The organism is Solwaraspora sp. WMMB335, from assembly GCF_049179075.1.
GTDB lineage: Bacteria > Actinomycetota > Actinomycetes > Mycobacteriales > Micromonosporaceae > Micromonospora_E.
The window spans coordinates 193,839-212,005 of sequence record NZ_JBMHMF010000001.1 but is presented as its reverse complement, the minus strand read 5'-3'; the positions used below and the strand labels follow the sequence as shown (position 1 = coordinate 212,005).

The 18,167-nt window shown below is 71.7% G+C and carries 17 protein-coding genes; 4 read left to right on the top strand and 13 right to left on the bottom strand.

Features of this window, described 5'->3' with window-relative positions; translation table 11 throughout:
- Positions 1 to 15 precede the first annotated feature (15 nt).
- Positions 16 to 1,770, top strand: coding sequence for a hypothetical protein (locus ACN27F_RS00865; protein ID WP_421430627.1), 1,755 nt, complete (start codon positions 16 to 18; stop codon positions 1,768 to 1,770).
- Here the strand turns inward: ACN27F_RS00865 and ACN27F_RS00860 are convergent.
- Positions 1,754 to 2,740 (bottom strand): GNAT family N-acetyltransferase, encoded by a 987-nt coding sequence (locus tag ACN27F_RS00860; RefSeq protein ID WP_421430626.1) that lies wholly within the window; start codon positions 2,738 to 2,740, stop codon positions 1,754 to 1,756. The two genes, ACN27F_RS00865 and ACN27F_RS00860, sit on opposite strands and share 17 nt — an antisense overlap.
- A gap of 119 nt (positions 2,741 to 2,859) precedes the next feature.
- On the opposite strand from ACN27F_RS00860, the gene ACN27F_RS00855 reads away from it, so the two are divergent.
- Positions 2,860 to 4,128: a nucleotide sugar dehydrogenase gene (locus tag ACN27F_RS00855; RefSeq protein WP_421430625.1), complete on the top strand. Its 1,269-nt coding sequence runs from the start codon at positions 2,860 to 2,862 to the stop codon at positions 4,126 to 4,128.
- On the opposite strand, the gene ACN27F_RS00850 is transcribed toward ACN27F_RS00855, so the two are convergent.
- The 5 genes from ACN27F_RS00850 to ACN27F_RS00830 all read right to left on the bottom strand — a co-directional run bounded on the left by ACN27F_RS00850 (position 4,058) and on the right by ACN27F_RS00830 (position 9,580).
- The gene (locus tag ACN27F_RS00850) at positions 4,058 to 5,086 is read right to left on the bottom strand and encodes an NAD-dependent epimerase/dehydratase family protein (RefSeq protein ID WP_421430624.1); all 1,029 of its coding nucleotides are present in this window, start codon (positions 5,084 to 5,086) and stop codon (positions 4,058 to 4,060) included. The two genes, ACN27F_RS00855 and ACN27F_RS00850, sit on opposite strands and share 71 nt — an antisense overlap.
- Positions 5,087 to 5,113: 27 nt before the next feature.
- Positions 5,114 to 6,364, bottom strand: a complete 1,251-nt coding sequence (locus ACN27F_RS00845; RefSeq protein WP_421430623.1) for a glycosyltransferase — start codon at positions 6,362 to 6,364, stop codon at positions 5,114 to 5,116.
- Positions 6,365 to 6,495: 131 nt separating this feature from the next.
- Complete coding sequence (locus ACN27F_RS00840; RefSeq protein ID WP_421430622.1) at positions 6,496 to 7,761, bottom strand: glycosyltransferase family 4 protein; 1,266 nt, start codon at positions 7,759 to 7,761, stop codon at positions 6,496 to 6,498.
- Positions 7,758 to 8,429, bottom strand: a complete 672-nt coding sequence (locus ACN27F_RS00835; protein ID WP_421430621.1) for a NeuD/PglB/VioB family sugar acetyltransferase — start codon at positions 8,427 to 8,429, stop codon at positions 7,758 to 7,760. The genes ACN27F_RS00840 and ACN27F_RS00835 overlap by 4 nt, the downstream gene beginning before the upstream one ends.
- Positions 8,426 to 9,580 (bottom strand): DegT/DnrJ/EryC1/StrS family aminotransferase, encoded by a 1,155-nt coding sequence (locus tag ACN27F_RS00830; RefSeq protein WP_421430620.1) that lies wholly within the window; start codon positions 9,578 to 9,580, stop codon positions 8,426 to 8,428. Before ACN27F_RS00830 ends, ACN27F_RS00835 begins: the two co-directional genes overlap by 4 nt.
- Positions 9,581 to 9,727: 147 nt before the next feature.
- Here ACN27F_RS00830 and ACN27F_RS00825 point away from each other — a divergent pair, with 147 nt between their 5' ends.
- On the top strand, positions 9,728 to 10,363 hold the full coding sequence (locus tag ACN27F_RS00825) for a low molecular weight phosphatase family protein (RefSeq protein ID WP_421430619.1): 636 nt from the start codon (positions 9,728 to 9,730) through the stop codon (positions 10,361 to 10,363).
- Here ACN27F_RS00825 and ACN27F_RS00820 read toward each other — a convergent pair.
- On the bottom strand, positions 10,350 to 11,846 hold the full coding sequence (locus tag ACN27F_RS00820; RefSeq protein ID WP_421430618.1) for a polysaccharide biosynthesis tyrosine autokinase: 1,497 nt from the start codon (positions 11,844 to 11,846) through the stop codon (positions 10,350 to 10,352). The genes ACN27F_RS00825 and ACN27F_RS00820 overlap by 14 nt on opposite strands.
- A 202-nt stretch (positions 11,847 to 12,048) precedes the next feature.
- On the opposite strand from ACN27F_RS00820, the gene ACN27F_RS00815 reads away from it, so the two are divergent.
- A complete protein-coding gene (locus ACN27F_RS00815; RefSeq protein ID WP_421430617.1) occupies positions 12,049 to 13,989 on the top strand; it encodes a polysaccharide biosynthesis protein in 1,941 nt (646 codons plus the stop codon).
- Between the two features lie 17 nt (positions 13,990 to 14,006).
- Here the strand turns inward: ACN27F_RS00815 and ACN27F_RS00810 are convergent, their stop codons facing one another.
- The 6 genes from ACN27F_RS00810 to ACN27F_RS00785 form a co-directional block, all read right to left on the bottom strand.
- Complete coding sequence (locus ACN27F_RS00810; protein WP_421430616.1) at positions 14,007 to 14,462, bottom strand: RidA family protein; 456 nt, start codon at positions 14,460 to 14,462, stop codon at positions 14,007 to 14,009.
- Between the two features lie 114 nt (positions 14,463 to 14,576).
- Complete coding sequence (locus ACN27F_RS00805) at positions 14,577 to 15,404, bottom strand: DUF72 domain-containing protein (protein ID WP_421439879.1); 828 nt, start codon at positions 15,402 to 15,404, stop codon at positions 14,577 to 14,579.
- Between the two features lie 129 nt (positions 15,405 to 15,533).
- Complete coding sequence (locus tag ACN27F_RS00800; RefSeq protein WP_421430615.1) at positions 15,534 to 15,845, bottom strand: superoxide dismutase; 312 nt, start codon at positions 15,843 to 15,845, stop codon at positions 15,534 to 15,536.
- Positions 15,842 to 16,465 (bottom strand): superoxide dismutase, encoded by a 624-nt coding sequence (locus tag ACN27F_RS00795; protein ID WP_421430614.1) that lies wholly within the window; start codon positions 16,463 to 16,465, stop codon positions 15,842 to 15,844. Before ACN27F_RS00795 ends, ACN27F_RS00800 begins: the two co-directional genes overlap by 4 nt.
- A gap of 189 nt (positions 16,466 to 16,654) precedes the next feature.
- A complete protein-coding gene (locus tag ACN27F_RS00790; protein WP_421430613.1) occupies positions 16,655 to 16,951 on the bottom strand; it encodes an Hsp20/alpha crystallin family protein in 297 nt (98 codons plus the stop codon).
- A gap of 4 nt (positions 16,952 to 16,955) precedes the next feature.
- Positions 16,956 to 18,116: an alanine racemase gene (locus tag ACN27F_RS00785; RefSeq protein WP_421430612.1), complete on the bottom strand. Its 1,161-nt coding sequence runs from the start codon at positions 18,114 to 18,116 to the stop codon at positions 16,956 to 16,958.
- Between the last annotated feature and the right edge of the window lie 51 nt (positions 18,117 to 18,167).

Here is an 18,167-nt window from a genome sequence, read left to right as displayed (position 1 = left end):
AAAGGTTGCGAGATCATGACCGCCCCCCAGCCGTTCGACGGGCAACCCGGCCTACGGCCTGCACGCCGGACGCGTCGCGCCGTCTCGTCGCTGCTGCTGGCCGCCGTCGCGCTCGCCGTGCTCGGGGCGGCGGCCGGATGGCTGGTGGCGACCACGCACCGGGCGACTGGCCTCGCGTACGCCAACGCGCTGGCGCTGTGCCCGGCGGGATCCACCGGCTACGCGGCCTGCCTGACCCGGGCGACCAGGCCGGTCGGGCTACTGATGCTCAGTGCCGCCGCCGGCACGCTCGGCGCCGGGCTGGGTACGGCGCTGCTGGTCGGGCTCTGGCAGCGGACCCGGCTGGCCGCGACCCGCCCGGCGCATCCGCTGCTCCAGGCGCGCTTCGTCGAGCTCTGCCGGCAGCATCGGTGTGACGGCCCGCGACGACCGCGACTGCGGGTCGGTGGGCAACGGGCGACCAGCGTGCGGGTTCCGGGCCGCCCGGCGACCGTCGTCGTTCCGGCGGTGGTGGCGGCTCAGCCCGTCGCGCCGGCGCGTTTCGACCCGCTGGTACGCACCCAGCTCGACCTGCTCGGCACGAGTCACGCCGGCTGGCCACCGATGGACGGCGGCTGGCCGCGGCTGGTCATGCCGTGCGCGGCTGGACTCGTCCTGGTGATCGCGTGCGGACGCACCACCATTGGCGTGTCGTGGTTCGACGCGGTCCGGTTCCTTCTGCTCGCCGCCGTGGTGGCCGGGCTGGCGCTGCGGCTGCCCGGGCCCGGACGGCACCCGCCCCGGCCGTCCGTGGCGGGTGCCTGGTTGGCCGGCTCGGCCGCCGGAGCGGTCGCCGGCGCCGGTGCGTTGACGGTGGCCGCTGTGGCCTGGCACGTGGCGCCGTCCGCCGATCCGCGTCTGTGGGTCGGCGTCAGCGCGGTGTGCGCGGCGCTGACGCTGGCCGGCCTGCCGACACCACTCACCCCGGGTGGTCGCGACGCCCGCAGGCACTGGCACCGGGTCAGCGCGGTGGCCGGCACGCTGGCCGGGCTCGCCGCAGGCGCCGCGGTGTTTCCCGCCACCGGGTTGCCCGCTCGGATACCGCCGGTCGCGCCCGGCACCACCCACGGTCAAGCGGCCGGACCGGCACCGACGCCCGCCCGATCCGCCACACCGCCGCAGGACCGGCCCGGGCCGGTTACGAGCGCCGTCGGCACCGCTGCGGCGAACCTGGCGGCCCGGTCGGTCGAGGTGGTGCTCGGTCCCCGGTGGCAGGCCGATCCGCTGCCCGCCCCGCCCCCGGCAGGTCAGCGGCCGGCCAGCTGCCATCGGTCGATCATCGACGCTTACCTGCGGAGCATGCGCCCGCACCGGATCGGCCACGGCGTCGCGCGGTACGCCGCGGTCACGTCCCCCGGCGGGGTGGGTCTGTCCCGTCTCACCTTGCAGATCGACATCGTGTCCTACGGCGAGCCGGTGGAGCTGTTCTTCGCCGCTACCCGGCGGGCGGCCTCGGCCTGCCGGGAACTCACCGACACCCCGTCCGGGTTGCGGGTGCAGGCGCTCACCCGGCCGGCGCCGGAGGCCGGCGAGCGCGCCTGGCGGGTGGACCTGATCAGCACGTTGGGCAGTGGGGCCAGCCGGGTGAGCGCCACGACGGCACTCGCCGTATCACAGGTCGGCACCACCCTCGTCCTGGTGACCATGACCGCGTCGCTGACCGCCCTGGACGGCGATGTCTTCGACGAGGCGCTGCGCCGTACCGTGGCCGCGCTCAGCCCGCCACCGTGACGACCCGACGCCAGGCGTCGATGACCTGTACCGGCCGCATGCCCTCGGTCAGGTAGAGGCCCAGGGCCGGCCGCCGTGGGTCGGTGTCGACGTGCAGGAAGGTGCCCCGCCGCTGGTCGGCGACGTCCGCGGCGAACGCCCGGCGCAGCAGCAGCCGGCCCAGGCCTCGTCCTTGCCAGTGCGGGTGCACCGCGAGCAGCCACACGTATCCGGATCGCTCGTCGGCGACGAAGGCGTGTGACCGCAGCACCATCGCGACGGCGACGGCACCGGCGTAGGCCACCTCGCCGAGCGCCCAGTCATGGGTGCTGTGCGCCTGCAGGTGATCGACCCAGTCGGGAAAGGACTTGGCAGCGAACCCGAAGTGGTCCGCGAAGGCCGCCTGGTGGACGGTCCAGCCGTCGCGACGGACCTGCGGATCCCGGCCGGTGGACCGGATCGCGATGCCGTCGGGGGTCGGCGGGACCGGTCGCGGTGTACCCGGTTCGTGCGCGATGAACATCCGGTTGAACACGGTTGCGACGGTGAAGCCGGCGCCGGCGAGTCGAGCGGCTGTCGCGCCGTCCTCGCGGTAGCAGCCGGTGTCCAGCACGGCGCGCCGGTGGCCGAGTCCGGCGGCGATCTCGACGGCCCGCCGTTGGACCCGCTGCCAGAGCCAGTCACCGACCGCCGACTCGCCGGCGGCGTGGTACGCGTCGATATCGATGGTGCCGCTGGTGCCCTTGCGGCAGGCCCAGCCCCAACCGACCAGGGTTGCGCCCGGGTCGTGCACCAGCCATCCGTCGTGTCCCGGATCGAAATCCGGGGCGGTGAGTTCGTCGACGACCTCCGCCAGGGTGTAATCGGCAAACCCGATCACCGCCGTGGTGTGCGTCGAAACCAACGCGAAGATGGCGGACGCGTCCGTGGTGTCCGGCGCACGGGTGGTGTATCCCGGTGGCAGTAGGACAGGCTCGATGGCAGTTGACACCCACCGATTGTCAGACCCGCAAGCCGACATGCGCGAACGGATTTTCGGGCACTCGCTCCACCGCCGGACACCAGATGCTTAGATGCGTTATGTCCGTATTAAGCTTCTCGGGGATGTCAATGGACACGGCAAGCGGGCCGGTGGTGGTCATCGGTCAGGGATACGTCGGACTGCCCGTCGCGATGCGCGCGGTGCAGGTCGGCCACCAGGTCGTCGGCCTGGACACCAGCGTCGAACGGGTCCGCATGCTGCTGGCCGGCGTCTCGTACGTCGAGGACGTCCCCGATACCATGCTGGCCGCCGCGCTGGCCGGCGGCCGGTACACCGCGACCACCGACTACGCGCTGGCCGCCGGCTTCTCGACCGCCGTCATCACGGTACCCACGCCGCTGCACGACGGAGCCCCGGATCTACGGCACATCGAGGACGCCGCCCGGCGCCTGGCCGCCCACCTGAGCGTCGGCGCGACGGTGATCCTCGAGTCGACCACCTACCCCGGCACCACCGACGAGCTGTTACGGCCGCTGTTGGAAAAGGGCAGCGGACTCCAGGCCGGGCTCGACTTCCACCTGGGCTACAGCCCGGAACGCATCGACCCGGGCAACCCCCGGTGGACCTTCGTCAATACTCCCAAGGTAGTCAGCGGCATCGACGACGAGTCACTGCGGGCGGTCCAGGCGTTCTACGACCGACTGGTGGAGCGTACGGTCGTGGTGCCCGGCACCCGCGAGGCCGAGACCACCAAGTTGCTGGAGAACACGTTCCGGCACGTGAACATCGCGCTGGTCAACGAACTGGCGATGTACGCCCACATGCTCGGCATCGACATCTGGTCGGCCATCGACGCGGCCAGCACCAAACCGTTCGGATTCATGCGGTTCACCCCGGGCCCCGGTGTGGGCGGGCACTGCCTGCCGGTGGATCCGTCCTACCTGTCGTGGGAGGTCAAACGCACCCTCGGCCGCAGCTTCCGCTTCGTCGAGCTGGCCAACGACGTGAACAACTACATGCCGAGCTACGTGGTGGAGCGGCTGACCAGCGCGCTGAACCGGCGCAGTCGCACGGTCAACGGCGCGGTGGTACTGCTGGTCGGCCTCGCCTACAAGGGCAACACCGGTGACTGCCGGGAATCCCCGGCGGTACGCGTCGCGGAACTGCTGCATCTGGCCGGTGCCCGAGTCCGCGCGGTCGATCCGCACCTGCGGCCGGAGCAGATGCCCGGCTTCGTGCTGCCGGTACGGCTGACCGTCGACCAGGTGCGGGCCGCGGACGCGGTCGTCGTTCTCACCGATCACGACGCCATCGACTACCAGCTGCTCAGCGAGGCACCGTTGGTGTTGGACACCCGCCGACGGGCACCTGCCGCCGCCCGCGTCGAACTCCTGTGAGTCTTCCCGAGTGGGCGCAGCGGAACCAGTCCACGGTGGCCGCCAGTCCCTGCGCCAACGGCACCGGCTCGACCTGTGGAAACAGCTCCCGCAGTAACGCGTCGCACGCCTGCGAGTGCCGCACGTCCCCGGGGCGCGGCGGCTCGTGCCGTACCACGATCGGATGACCGACGACGCGCTCCAACTCCGCGACGACGTCGCGCAGCCGCAGCCTGCTACCCAGTGCCAGGTTGACCGGCTGATCGTGGGTCACCCGACGGCGTACCGCGTCGAGCAGCACCGCGGTGACCGTGTCGACGTAGGTGAAGTCCCGCGACTGCAGCCCGTCGCCGTAGCAGACGAGCGGCTCGGCGCGCAGCGCGGAGTGTACGAACCTCGGGATGACCGCGGCGTACGGATGGTCGTGTCGCTGGCCGGGGCCGTAGACGTTGAAGAACCGGAACGCGAGGGTGCTGAGCTGGTAGGTACTGGCGAAGGCCAGAGCGTACGCCTCGGTGGCCAGCTTGCTCACCGCGTACGGGCTCAGCGGCCGGGTCCAGTCCAGCTCGCTTTTCGGTAGCACCGGGTTGGCGCCGTACACCGACGACGACGAGGCGACGATCACCTGCCCGACGTCGTACCGGCGGGCCGCCTGCAGCAGCAGCAGCGTTCCGGTCGCGTTGGCGTGGTGCGACGCGACCGGATCCCGCACCGAACGGGGCACGCTCGGCAGTGCCCCGAGATGTACGACGGCGTCACGATCGCGCACCGCCCGCCGCAGCGCGTCGGGATCGAGCAACGAACCGTGTACGAACTCGACGTCGACGCCGTCCAGCGCCCGCCGGGTGCCCGTCGACAGGTCGTCGAGAATCCGTACGTCGGCGATGGCCGGGTCGGCCAGTGCGGCGCGGCTCAGATTCGCTCCGATGAACCCGGCACCGCCGGTGATCAACAGCCGGGAACGGGTACCTGGATACATGCCACTCCTCATCGAGGGGTCCCGGGCTCAGTTCGCGGCGACATGTTCGCGCGGCACGACGGCCGGTTCGACCGGCGACGGGCGGCACGCCAGCCGGATCGTCCGGTAGAAGGCGGCCCGCCGCGGCGCCAGCACCTCGGCCCGGTAGTCGCTGGCGCGCGCCAGGTTGCGCGCCGAGGCCCGGGCCATTCGCGCGGGGTCGTCCAGCAGGCCCCGGATGGCGGTGGCCAGCGCGGTCGGGTCTCCCGCCCGGACCAGGCAGTCCGGATCGAGCAGTTCGGGCAGCCCGCCGACCGACGTCGCGATCGCCGGCAGTGCGCGCGCCATCGCCTCGACCAGAGCCCGCGACAGCCCTTCGGTGCGCGACGGCAGCACGAACAGGTCCGCGCCGTCGAGCTGGGCCCGGACCTCGCTCGCCGGCAGGTTCCCGGTGAAGGTGACCTGCCCGGCCAGACCGTGCGCGGCCGCGAGCCGTTGCAGCCCCGGCCGGAACCGGCCGTCACCGACGTGCACCAGGCGCAGCGCGATACCGTCGTCGATCAACCGGCGCATCGCCAGCAGCAACACGTCGACGCCTTTGTACATCTGTTCGAGTGCGCCGACACAGACCAGGGTGACCGGGGCGCCGGCCGGTGGCGCCGGCCGCGGCTCGCCGACGAACGCTCCCGCCCGCAGATCGATACTGGAGTACCAGGCGCTGACCGTGTGCGGGCCGGGTGGGTAGCGGGCCTGCAGGTGGGTCTCGGTGACGTACGCGGCACCGGTGGCGTGGCGGCACTGATCCCGCAGCCGACGGACGGCCCAGCGGCGGACCAGCGGCCGCAGCGGATGATCCACCACGCCCGGGGCGAACACGTCGTACGGATCGCCGACCACCTCCACCACGTAGCCGCGGTGCTGCCGGCGCAGGATCGGGACCAGCGTCGCGGCGATCGGCGACGGAACCCGCAGGATGACGGCCTCGACACCGCGGACCGCCGCCTGCAACGACCGGCGCAGCGACCGTCGACGCAGCAGGTAGCCGCCCGGACCGACGTAGTACGGCAGTGGCCAGACCTCGACGCCGAGGCCGTCCACCCGCGACCCGTCGGCCGGTGCCGTCGTGACGTCGGTGACCCGGGCGAGCAGCCGTACCCGCTCGAACGCCGACAGATATCGGGTCCAGAAGGAGTGCGCCGGCCCGACCCTGGCCCACACCGCTCCGTCGGGCGTGCGCTGCAGCCGCGACTCGGTGCTGACCGCGACAGTGCCCGCCGCTGGTCCTGGCAGTTTCTCCACTGTGCCCCCCGCAACGCCAGCAAGATGTGCTATCCGCTATGACGGTAACAGGCTGTTAGGGCATTTCGTCGGTTTCCACCTGATCCCATGGACCGCCGGGATGCCTGCCCCGACGGCAACCGCCACGCGGGTCAGCGTCGCGCGGCCCCGACCGTCCGGCGCCGCGTCGGCGACCGATGCCCGCCACCGGCAGCCTCCACCACGTCGGCCATCGCCCGCGCGCAGTCACCACTGTCGAACAGTCTCTCGGTACGCTCGCGGGCGAGCCGGCCGCGCCGGGTCAGCGCACCTGACCGGAACTCGGCCTCGGCCGCCCGCAACGCGGCGGTCAGCGCCGCGACGTCCCCCGCCGGGACCACCCAGCCACACGCCGCATCGACCGTTTCGCCAAGGCCACCGGCCGTCGACACGATGGAGGCGACACCGGATGCCCCGGCCTCCAGCGCCGCCCCGTGGTTCTCCGATCGCGACGGACTGACGCTCAGATCGGCCGTCGCGTAGTACCGACGAACATCGACGACGCCGGCGAACCAGTCGATGCTCGGATCACCCAGCACGTCGAACCGGCTGATCAGGTCCTGCCGGTGCTCCTCCCCCGCCGCGTCCCACCCCGCGCCGACCAGAACCAGCCGCGACCGCGGACGCTCGCTTCGGAAGGCACGCCAGGCCGCCAGCAGGACGTCGTGGCCCTTGATGCCGAGCCCGCGGTGCACGATCGACCGGGGGGCGTACACATAGGCAACCATGATCACCACGAACACGTCGTCCGGCAGGCCGAACTGACGGCGGGCGACGACCCGGGCGGCGGTGTCGGCCGGAACGAACGCGGCGGTGTCCACTCCGTACGGCACCATGCTGACCCGGTGCTCGGGCATGCCGAGCCGACGGTAGAGCGCCGCGGTGTGAACGCTGCCGGCGATCACGACGTCGTCGAGCCGGACCAGCAGCCGCTCGACGGCACGGATCCACCGTGATTCCAGAAACAGCGGTCCCGGCACCATGAAGACCCGGGCCACGCCGAGCCCTGGCGAGCACAGGCGGACCGCCAGCGCCGCATGGTAGTGGTGGCACTGGACCACGTCCGGCCGCAGCCGGCGCAGCAACCGCCGCAGCCGCCACAACTGCAGCGGCGTCGACGGCGATGGCCGGAACCGGAAACGAAAGGGTGAGTCGGCCATCGGTACCCCGGCGCGGTCCAGCTGCTCACGCAGTCGTCCGGCGCCGGGCGGCAGGACGACGGTCACGTCGTTGCCGCGCCGGCGCAGCTCCTCGACCTGCGGCATGATCCACCGCCCGCCTTCGGTGGTCTTGAGCATCACCACGACGCGCACGCTCGCCCCCGCGTCCACCGGCGCGTCGGGCGCGAGGTGCCGACGGCGCCCTCTCGACCGCCTCATCGCGCCGGTACGCCCTTGACCACCGCGCCCGCCGGTACGTCGCGCACCACGCAGGCACCGGCGCCGACGGTCGCACCGGCGCCGACCCGCAGACCCTGCAGGATCGCCGCGGTCGTGCCGACCAGCACCGCCTCGGCCAGCCGGCAACTGCCGGAGACCGCCGCCAACGGGTTGACCGAGCAGTAGTCGTCCATCGTGGTGTCATGCCCGACGACGCTGTTCTGGTTCAGATGCACGTGCCGACCGAGCCTGACGTTCGTGGTCACCCGTGCTCCGGCGAACAGCACCGTGCCGGGGCCGAGACGGCTGGCCAACCCGACCGTCGCACTCGGATGGACCAGGGTCGCGGCAGCCGGCCGCGCTCCGCCGGCCGGGTTCACCACGGCCGCGTCGATACGCCGACCCACCGCGCGACGGTAGGCGGGAACGCCGATGCCGATCACGTAGGCCGGTGGTGCGGTCGTGGTGGTCAGCCAGCTCACCGCGCCGAGCAGCGGCACACCGAGGCGGTCCAGCGACTCCTTGTCGGCCGGGCTCGGATCGTCGTCGACGAAGCCGAGTACCCGCCAGGGTCGACCGGCGACGCACCGGTTGATCGCGGTGACGATGCCGAACACCTCGCGACCGTGCCCGCCGCAGCCGACGATGACCAGATCGCGGGAACTCATCGCCCGCTCCGGTCGCCGTCGAGAAACCTGTCGATCGCCGCCAGCACCTCGACGATCTGCTCGTCACCCAATGACGACCCGCTGGGCAGGGCGAGCCCGGTGCCGAACAGTTGGTCGGCCGCGCCGGTGACCAGCCGGTACGCGCCGGCGTGCACCGGCTGGCGATGCATCGGCTTCCATACTGGTCGGGTCTCGATGTGTCGTCCGGCGAGGTACCGGGCGAGCGCACCGACATCCCAGCCGGCCCGCTGCGGGTCCACCACGATCACCGTCAACCAGGCGTTGGCGCCCTGATCGGCGGCGTCGCCGAGATCGCCCAGCAGGTTCACCCCCGGCACCGCGGCGAAGGTCTTGGCGTAACGCTGGCGCAGTTCCCGGCGTCGGGCGATCATCGAGTCGAGTCGACGTAGCTGCGCCCGACCGAGCGCGGCCAGCAGATTGCTCAACCGGTAGTTGTAGCCGATGTCGGTGTGCTCGTAGTGGGCCACCGGCTGGCGGGCCTGGCCGGCCAGATAGCGGCAGTGAGCGGCCAGCGTCTGGTCGTCGGTGGTCACCATCCCGCCGCCCGAGGTGGTCATGATCTTGTTGCCGTTGAACGAGAGGACACTCGCACGGCCGAACGATCCCGCCGGACGACCGTGCAGTGCCGCACCGAGCGCCTCCGCCGCGTCAGCCACGACCGGTACCCGGTGCGCCGCGCACAGCGGCAGGATCGCGTCGTAGTCGGCGCAGCGGCCGAACATGTCCACCGGGATCACCGCGGTCACCGGGGGCCAGGGTGCGTCGCGGCGATCGAGCGCTTCGCCGAGCAGCCCACTGTCGATGTTTCCGGTAGCCGGATCACAGTCGACGAAAATCGGTACGGCTCCGGTGTACGCGACCGCGTTGGCGGTAGCCGCGAACGTCAACGTCGGCACCACCACCGACTGTCCCGCGCCGACGCCGAGCGCGAGCAGGGCCAGGTGCAGACCTGCGGTGCCCGAACTCACCGCCACCGCGTACTGCGCGCCGACCCGGCCGGCGAGTTCGCGCTCGAACTCGTCCACCTCCGGCCCCGACGGCGCGACCCACCCGGAGCGCAACGCGCTCACCACGAACTCCGCCTCCAGATCGCCCACGTCGGGCGCGGACAGATGGATCCGGCCGGTCATCGCGATGCTCCGGCCGAGAGCGTCGACCAGCCGCTAGGCTGCACGAGACCCGAGCTCAGGGCCGGTTGCGGCGTCCCCCTGAGGCGCAGTCGCCGGATCATCGCGACCGGGCAGGGCAACGAGGGCGCCGCGGAATGGCTGGCACCGTTGACCGACGATGACGTCACCGTCCCGGATGACGACCGTTTCACCATCCTGTTCGTGTGCCGGGCGAACATCTGCCGCTCGCCCATGGCCGAACGGTTGGCCCGGCATGCCATCGCATGCCGGCTGGGCGCGCAAGCCGAGGTGTTCGCCGTACACAGCGCCGGCACCCACGCGCTGGCCGACCAACCGATGCACCCGCACACCGAGCGCGTGTTGCGGGAGCGCCAGGCGGACGTCGCCGGCTTTCGCAGCCGGTTGGTCGGCGCCGGCCACCTCGGCTCGGCCGATCTGGTGCTGACCGCCAGCCGCCGGCATCGGGCGCACTGCGTCAACCTGGCACCGCAGGCGGTGGCCCGGACCTTCACCGTCCGGCAGTTCGGCCGGCTCGCCGGGGCCGTCGTCGCGGCGCCCGTGGGCACCGGCGCGGCCGTCGGTGTCACCGCCGACACACCCACCGCCCGGGCCCGGGGCCTGATCACGGCTGCGGCCGCGGCCCGTAGCCGGATCCAACCCGTCTCGGCCGGCCAGGACGACCTGGCCGATCCGGTGCTTCGACCGTTGGCCGACTTCCGCGACTGTGCCGACCAGATCAGCCGGACACTCGACGTGTTGCTGGATCTCATCACGAAGCCCTGATCGCGCCGCTGCCGACCGGCTCGCGCTGGTCGGCGCCCGGTGAATTCGGCCCGGACCGGTCCGGGCCCGGCTGATCGGCCGCCGCGACGGCGACGGCGCGTACGGTGGGCTGCCGGGCCGGTCCGCCGCGGTGGCGTCGGCGTCGATCCTGGTAGTAGTTGTTGTACACGCCGCTGCGCTGCGGGGCCATGTTCAGCACACAGCCGAGCAGGCGGGCGTCGACCGCCCGAAGCGCGGTCACGGCCGCGAGCAGGTGGGCCTCGGTGGTCTTGGCGCACCGTCCCACCAGGATCGCCCCGTCGGACTGGGCGGCGATCGGCGCCGCGTCGGTGACCGGCAGCAGCGGCGCGGTGTCCACGATCACGACGTCGAACCGTTGGCGCAGCGTACTCAGCAGGTCGGCCATCTGCTGCGAGCCCAGCAGCTCGCTGGGATTCGGCGGAATGAAGCCGCTGGGCAGCAGGGTCAGCCCGCTGTCGCCCCAGGGCTGGAGCACGTCGTCGAGCTCCGCCTGGCCGGCCAGCACGTTGGTGAGCCCGACCGCGCCCTCCATGTCGAGATAGGACGTGGCCTGCGGGCGACGCAGGTCGGCCTCCACCAGCAGCACGCGACTGCCTGCCTCGGCGAAGGCCAGCGCCAGGTTGGTGGCGGTGGTGGTCTTGCCCTCGCCCGGCATCGCGCTCGTCACCACCAGGCTGCGTAACGGCTTGTCGATGTCGGCGTACTGCAGATTGGTCCGGAGCTGGCGGAATGCCTCGGCCCGGGGCGAGTGAGCCTGCCGGCCGACGATCAGTGGTTCCCGGCGCGCGGCGGCGTCCAGCGGGATCGTGCCGAGCACCGCCGCCGACGTCACCGCCTGCGCCTGGTCGGCGGTGCGGACCGTCGTGTCGAGCAGGCCACGCAACAACGCCAGACCGGCGCCGGCCACCAGCCCGAGCAGCGTCGCCAGGCTCAGATTGCGTACCGGCCGCGGGGCGACCGGGTCGGGGTTGAGCCGGGGACCCGCGATCACCTCGACCTTGACCGCCGGACGGCTCGCGCCGGGCGAGGTTTCCAGCCGCTGCACCAGGGTGACGAACTCACGGGCGATCGCCCCGGCGATCGCCTCCGAACGGTTCGGCGAGCTGTCGGTCACCGTCGCCTGCAGCATCACGGTGTCCGGCACCGGCCGCGCGCTGATCCGGGCGCGCACCTGCCCGGCGGTCAGCCCCAGGCTGTGCCGGTCCACCACGGTCTCGGCGAGACGGTCGCTGGTCAGCAGGCCGCTGTAGGACTTCACCCGCTGCTGGGAGAACAGGCCGCCCTGGTAGGCATCGGTCACCCCCTGCACGGTGGCGGTCGACACGAAGAAGGTCACCGAGGTGGCGTACTGCGGGGTAGCCCGCGCGTTGATCAGCGCTGCGGTACCCACCGCAACGACAACCGCGGCCACCACCCACAGCCATCGCTTCCGTACCGCGTCGAGGTAGTCACGCAGTTCCATCGGTACGGCCTCCAAAGCTCCCACCAAGTCCTGTCGAACCCATCTTGTACTAATTAGCCCAATTAGAGGGATGTTTCTGGTGAAATAATGACATCGAGCTTTCCGTCCGTAGTCAGTGGACGAGAGCCAGTGGACGAGACAGGGACGACCGCCGCCGGCACTGCCGGCCGGCCCGCCCGTACGCCGATCGAACGGGGCTGTGATGGAGCTATCGACCCGACCTGACGACACCACCGCACGTCGCCCACGCGAACGCACGGTCGCCGGACTGTGGCTGGCCGATCTGGCCGCCTGGTGCACAGGGCTGGTCGTCGCGGCCTGGACCCGCTACGAGTTCGCCCTCACCGGCATGCACCTCAACGGCCTGCTGCTGGCCATACTCGCCGCGGTCGTGCTGCACACCGCACTCGCCCACACCGGCTACCTCTACCGGGACCGGTACCGGCTGGGCAGCTTCGACGAGGTATGGGCGGTGTCGCGCTGCGTACTGACCACCATGGCGGTGCTGCTCCTGCTCGATCTCGCAGCACCGCAACGCCCGGTGCCGGCCAGCGCGCCCCTGGTCGGTGGGTGCCTCGCCCTGACCCAGATGCTCGGTGTGCGCTACCTACGCCGGCTACGCCGCGAGCGGCGCCTGCGCAGCCGTGGACGGGACGCCCAACCGGTGTTGCTCTTCGGCGCCGGCTCCGCCGGGCAGTCGCTGCTGCGGGCGATGCTCGACGAGCCCGACGGGCGGTATCTGCCGGTCGGCCTGCTCGACGACGACCCCGCGAAACGACAACTACGGCTCAACGGCGTCCCGGTGCTCGGCGCTCGCCAGGACATTCCCGCCGCCGTGGCCGCGACCGGTGCCAGCACCGTCGTGTCGGCGGTCGCGAACGCCGACGCCGCGCTCATCCGCGAGGTCCGTCAACTCGCCCACCAGGCCGGCGCCCGGTTCAAGGTGGTGCCGTCGGTCAGCGAACTGCTGGAGAACGAGCCGGCCGTCACCGACCTGCGCGACCCGGACCACAGCGACCTGCTCGGCCGGCACCAGATCGAGACCGATCTGGATTCCATCGCCGGGTACCTGACCGGCAAGCGTGTCCTGATCACCGGAGCCGGCGGTTCGATCGGCTCTGAACTCTGCCGGCAGATCCAGCGCTTCCAGCCGGGGGAACTGATGATGCTCGACCGCGACGAGTCGGCGCTGCACGCCGTACAACTGTCGCTTCGTGGCCGGGCGTTGCTGGACAGCCCCGACCTGATCCTCGCCGACCTGCGCGACAGCGAAGCGATCCGCGCCATCATCCGGACCCGCCGGCCGGAGGTGGTGTTCCACGCCGCCGCCCTCAAGCACCTGACCTTGTTGGAGCGCCATCCCGGGGAAGCGGTCAAGAGCAACGTCTGGGGCACCCAGACGTTGCTGGAGGCCGCCGCCGCGGTGGAACGCTTCGTCAACATCTCGACCGACAAAGCCGCCGATCCGACCAGTGTGCTCGGCTACTCGAAACGGATCACCGAACGACTGACCGCGTTCGCCGCCGGCGTCAATCCGGGCACCTTCCTCAGCGTACGGTTCGGCAACGTGCTCGGCAGCCGCGGGTCGGTCCTGCACGCATTCTGCGCCCAGGCAGCCGCAGGCAAACCGATAACCGTCACCGATCCCGAGGTGACCCGGTACTTCATGACCGTCCAGGAGGCGGTGCAGCTGGTCATCCAGGCCGCGGCGATCGGTCGCGACGGTGAGGCGTTGGTGCTCGACATGGGCAGACCGGTGCGGATCGCGGACGTCGCCCGCAGCATCGCCGAGCAGTACGACAACCCTGTCACCATCGTCTACACCGGTCTGCGCCCCGGCGAGAAGCTGCACGAGGACCTGCTCGGTCGCGCCGAACGCGACGCTCGCCCGCTGCATCCGCTGATCTCCCAGGTTCCCGTCCCGGCGCTGGACCCGGTCCACGTGCACCTGCTCGACCCGTACGGCCGACCCGACGATCTGACCGACGACCTGGCCGCCCTCTGCCAGCCGGAACCGCCGCTGGTCGGAACCGGCGGTCAGCTCGGGGCCCGGCCGCCGACACCGGCACGCCACACCGGGGCGGCGACGAGCACCGCCGAGACGTCGGCCGCCGCCGCACACGGATCCGGCGCTTCGGCCTGATCCGCGGCGAGGATCGGCTAGCCGCGCAGTACCAGGACCGCGTCGGCCTCCACCGGGCTGCCCAACGGCAGCGTCGCCACACCGAGTGCGGTCCGCACGTGCGGTGGGCCGCCGATCACCTCGGAGAACACGTCCGTGGCCGCGTGGGCGACCAGATGCTGGTCGGTGAAGGTCGGGTCGCTGGCGACATAGACAGCCAACCGGAGCACCGACCCGACCGCGTCCAGGCCGATCGTCTGCTCGACGACGGACAGCAGGTTGATGGCGCACTGCCGGGCACAACGACGGGCCTGCCCGAGGTCGACCTCGGCACCCACCCGGCCGGTGGCCAGCAACCCGCCGTCGGCCATGGCGACCTGGCCGGAGAGCCAGAGCAGGTCGCCCTCGCGGCGGGCGGGTTCGATCGTCGCCGCCTGCTCGGCCGGCCGGGGACGGCCCTGCCGGGCATGCCGCAGGCTCTCGGTTCGGCTCACTGGTGCCTCCTCCTCGGCGCGAAACGGCGTGTCGTCCCGACGCCGGGAACTATCGCCGCTGGTCAGACGCCTGTCAAGACGCGGTCCGGGGCATCGGCCGGCGTGTACCGGTGGTCAGAACAGGGTCGCCGGCCCGGCCGGTGTCGGCTGCGGCAATGCCTCGAGCTCGGGCACCCGGGCGCGCACCTCGTCATGGAAACGGCGCGCGAGCACCGGCGCCTCGCGGTTGTCCGGGGTGTGGATGAACATGGTCGGCGAGCGGCCCTCACGCAGCCAGGTCACGGTGGCATCGACCCAGTGCCGCCATCCGTCGGCCGTCTGGTCGGGGTCGTCGCGACCGAGGTAGCGCACGACGGGGCGGTCGGTCAACGCGCGCGACCGCAGCGGGGTACGGGGCTTGCTGGTCCAGGCGTCGCGTTCCGCGTCGCTGGTCGGCGGGCTGCGGAAGAACCCGGTGGTGTCGAAGGGGATCCACTCGGCGGCCACGGTGGCGAGCGCGTCTTCCAACGTCCGGGTAGCGGCGGCGTCGACGAAGAACGCCGGATGGCGGACCTCAACGGCGTACCGGTACGTCGCCGGCATCCGCCGTAGGAAGCGCACGAGCGCCGGTACCTCGTGCGGGCCGAACGATCCGGGTAGTTGTATCCAGAGCGGGTCGGCCCGTGGCCCGAGCGGCTCGATCGCTGTCAGGAAGCTGTGTACCGGCCCGTCGGCGCCGGTCAGCCGGTGCTCGTGCGTGACGGTCCTGGGCAGCTTCAGAACGAACCGGAAGTCGGGATCGACCTGGTCCGCCCAGGTGGCCACCGTCGCCCGCGTCGGTGTCGCGTAGAACGTCGTGTTGCCCTCGACCGCGTTGCACCAACTGGCGTAGTGGCGCAGTCGGTCCTGCGGTGTACGCGGATGCCCGAGCAGGCGTTCCTGCCACGCCTTGTGCGTCCACATCGCGCAACCCACGTGCAGGCGCATCTGCACCGCGCTCCACCCCCACCGGTCGACCGACGTACGCTGAGTCAGGCCAATGATCGCCTGTCGCGCGGCCGGACGGTACGTCAGGTCCCGCCCGGCCGCGGCTCAGTCGGCCGGTGGCCGGCTCGGCGGTGGAGCGGGTGGTGGATCGGCGGCCGCGGCAGCCAGGTGCAGGGAAAGCTCCTGCACCAGATCCTCCATGCGCTGCCCGGTCTGTGCCCGCACCAACGCCAGGGCCAACTCGGCGAGCAGGCAGAACCCGCTGGTCCGGGTGGCTTCGTCAGGAAACTCGGCCAGCAGGGCCGCCGCCCCGTCGTGGTCACCTCGATGCCGGGCGCCGATGAAGCCGGCGGCACGTTGCGCCGCGACGAACGCCGACTCGGCGAAGGCCACCCGGTTGTCGGGTTCACCGCTCACGGTTGTCGGATCGGGTTGCCGACGGAGCGCGCCGCCGTGAATCGGCTGGCCACGTCCGACCAGTCGACCAGGCCCCAGAGCCGGTCGACGTAGTCCGGGCGGACGTTGCGGTACTGCAGGTAGTAGGCGTGTTCCCAGGCGTCGAAGACAAGGACCGGGGTGGTGGCCTGCCCCACGTTGCCGTGATGGTCGTACACCTGCTCGACGAGCAGCCGCTGCCCCAGCGGCTCCCAGGCCAGCACCCCCCAGCCGGAGCCCTGCACCCCCTTGGTGGCCGCCGAGAGCTGGCCGGCGAAGGCGTCGAACGAGCCGAAGTGCTCGTCGATCGCCGCGGCGAGTTCCCCGTCGGGGCGGTCACCGCCGTCCGGTGACAGGTTGCGCCAGAAGATCGAGTGCAGGACGTGGCCAGAGAGATTGAACGCCAGCGTCTTCTCCAGACCGACCAAGGCTGCGTAGTCACCCTTGTCGCGGACTTCGGCGAGCTGGTCGAGCGTGTCGTTGCTGCCCTTGACGTACGCGGCGTGGTGCTTGCCGTGGTGCAACTCGAGGATTTCGCCGGACATCGCGGGTTCGAGCGCGCCGTAGTCGTACGGCATGTCGGGAAGCGTGTAGACGGCCATCGTCCACCTCTCGGTCTGATCCCAGCAGGTCTCGACCAGTATCCCTTGTTGCAATGTCTTTGCAACTAGCAGGGGTTGGTGTCTGGATGGTCGTTCCTGTGGCGGTGCCCCGCACACGTCACCGCGCCCGGGGCACCACGCACACAGGTAGCCGGATGGTCGGGTGTGCCGAACGGGTCGAGAACCCGGTCACACCCCCGCGTCGTAGCTGGCGGTGACCGCGTCCGCGGTCACCTGCGCGGGCAGTGCGAACGAACGGCGGAACGAGCCGTGACGGACCTCGCGCCAGCGCCGGCCGTGCCGCTCGTCGACGCCCACGCCGGGCAACTCGACCCGGATCACCGCGTCGTCACCGTCGCGGCTCACCTCAGCAGCCGGAACGAAGCCGGCGGACGGACGCGCGACCGTCCCGAAAGCGTGCCGTACCAGGGCAGTTCCCGTCGGCCAGTCGGCGCGGTGACAGGTGTCACGGTCGGCCGCGGCCACCGGCTCAGCGGGACGCGCCCGGACCGATCGTCGTCCAGACCGCCTCGACCGCACCGCCGCGCAGCGCGGTGACCTCACCGAGGCTGGAGAAGACGGTGCAGACGTGGTTGGGGATGATCTGCACCCGCTGCCCCACCGTCAGCCGGGTCGGCTCGCCGGCCCCGGCCCAGCGCAGCCAGCCGTGCTCCTCGGACAGCCGGTCGATGTACCAGCCGGGCAACCCCAGCAGCTGGCCATGGCCGGGAAACCGTGAGACGTGTGCCACCGCCGCAAGGCCGTCCTGGCTCAGTGCCTTCGAGCCCGCGTCGATACACGCCCGGTCCGGCCGGGCGTGGCTGACCACGGTCGACAGCACCCGCACCGCGCACGTCGCGGCAGTGGCGTTGCCCAACGCGATCTGCCCCAGGTCGTTGAAGGCATAGATCCCCGGGCGGATCTCGGTCACGCCCGGGGCGGCCGCGACATGGCGGGCCGACGCCGAGGCGCCCATCGACACGGTCGACAGGGTCAACCCGGCGGCCCGGATCGCGTCGGCGACGGCGACCATGGCCTGGGCGGCAGCCCGGGACCGGGCGGCGAGATCGGCCCGGTCGGTGGCCCCGTACACGGATCCTTCGTGAGTCATCACCCCGGTCAACCGCACCCCCGGCAGCTCGGCGATGTCCCACGCGATGCGGGCCGCGTCCGCCGGGTCGACCCCACAGCGGCCGAGTCCGCTGTCGACGATCAGCACCATGTCCAGCAGCCGGCCCGAACCGGCGAACGCCTCACCGAGACTGCGGGCGCCGGCCACGCTGTCGGTGCCGACAGTGAGTTCGCACCGCTGAGCCAGCCGCACCGCACGCTGCGCCTTGTCCGCCCCGACCAGTGGGTACGCCACCGTCAGCCGCGGCACCCCGGCCGCGACCAGGGCATGTGCCTCGCCGAGCTTGGCCACGCAGATGCCGTCCGCCCCGCGTTGCATCTGCAGCTGCGCGATCTGCGCGACGCGGTGCGTCTTGGCATGCGGGCGCAGTGCCACCTGGTGCTGGTGGCAGAGCCCGACCATCTCGTCCAGATTGCGTTCCAGCACGTCCAGATCAAGCAGTAGGTTCGGTGTCTCCAGATCGGTCGGCACGGCGAAGGCGTCGGGAGGCGAGGTCTGCGAGTGAACGTCGACGGTCACGGGAGTCTCTCCGGGGCACTTGTCGGTTCGGGCAGGGGCGGTGGCCGACCG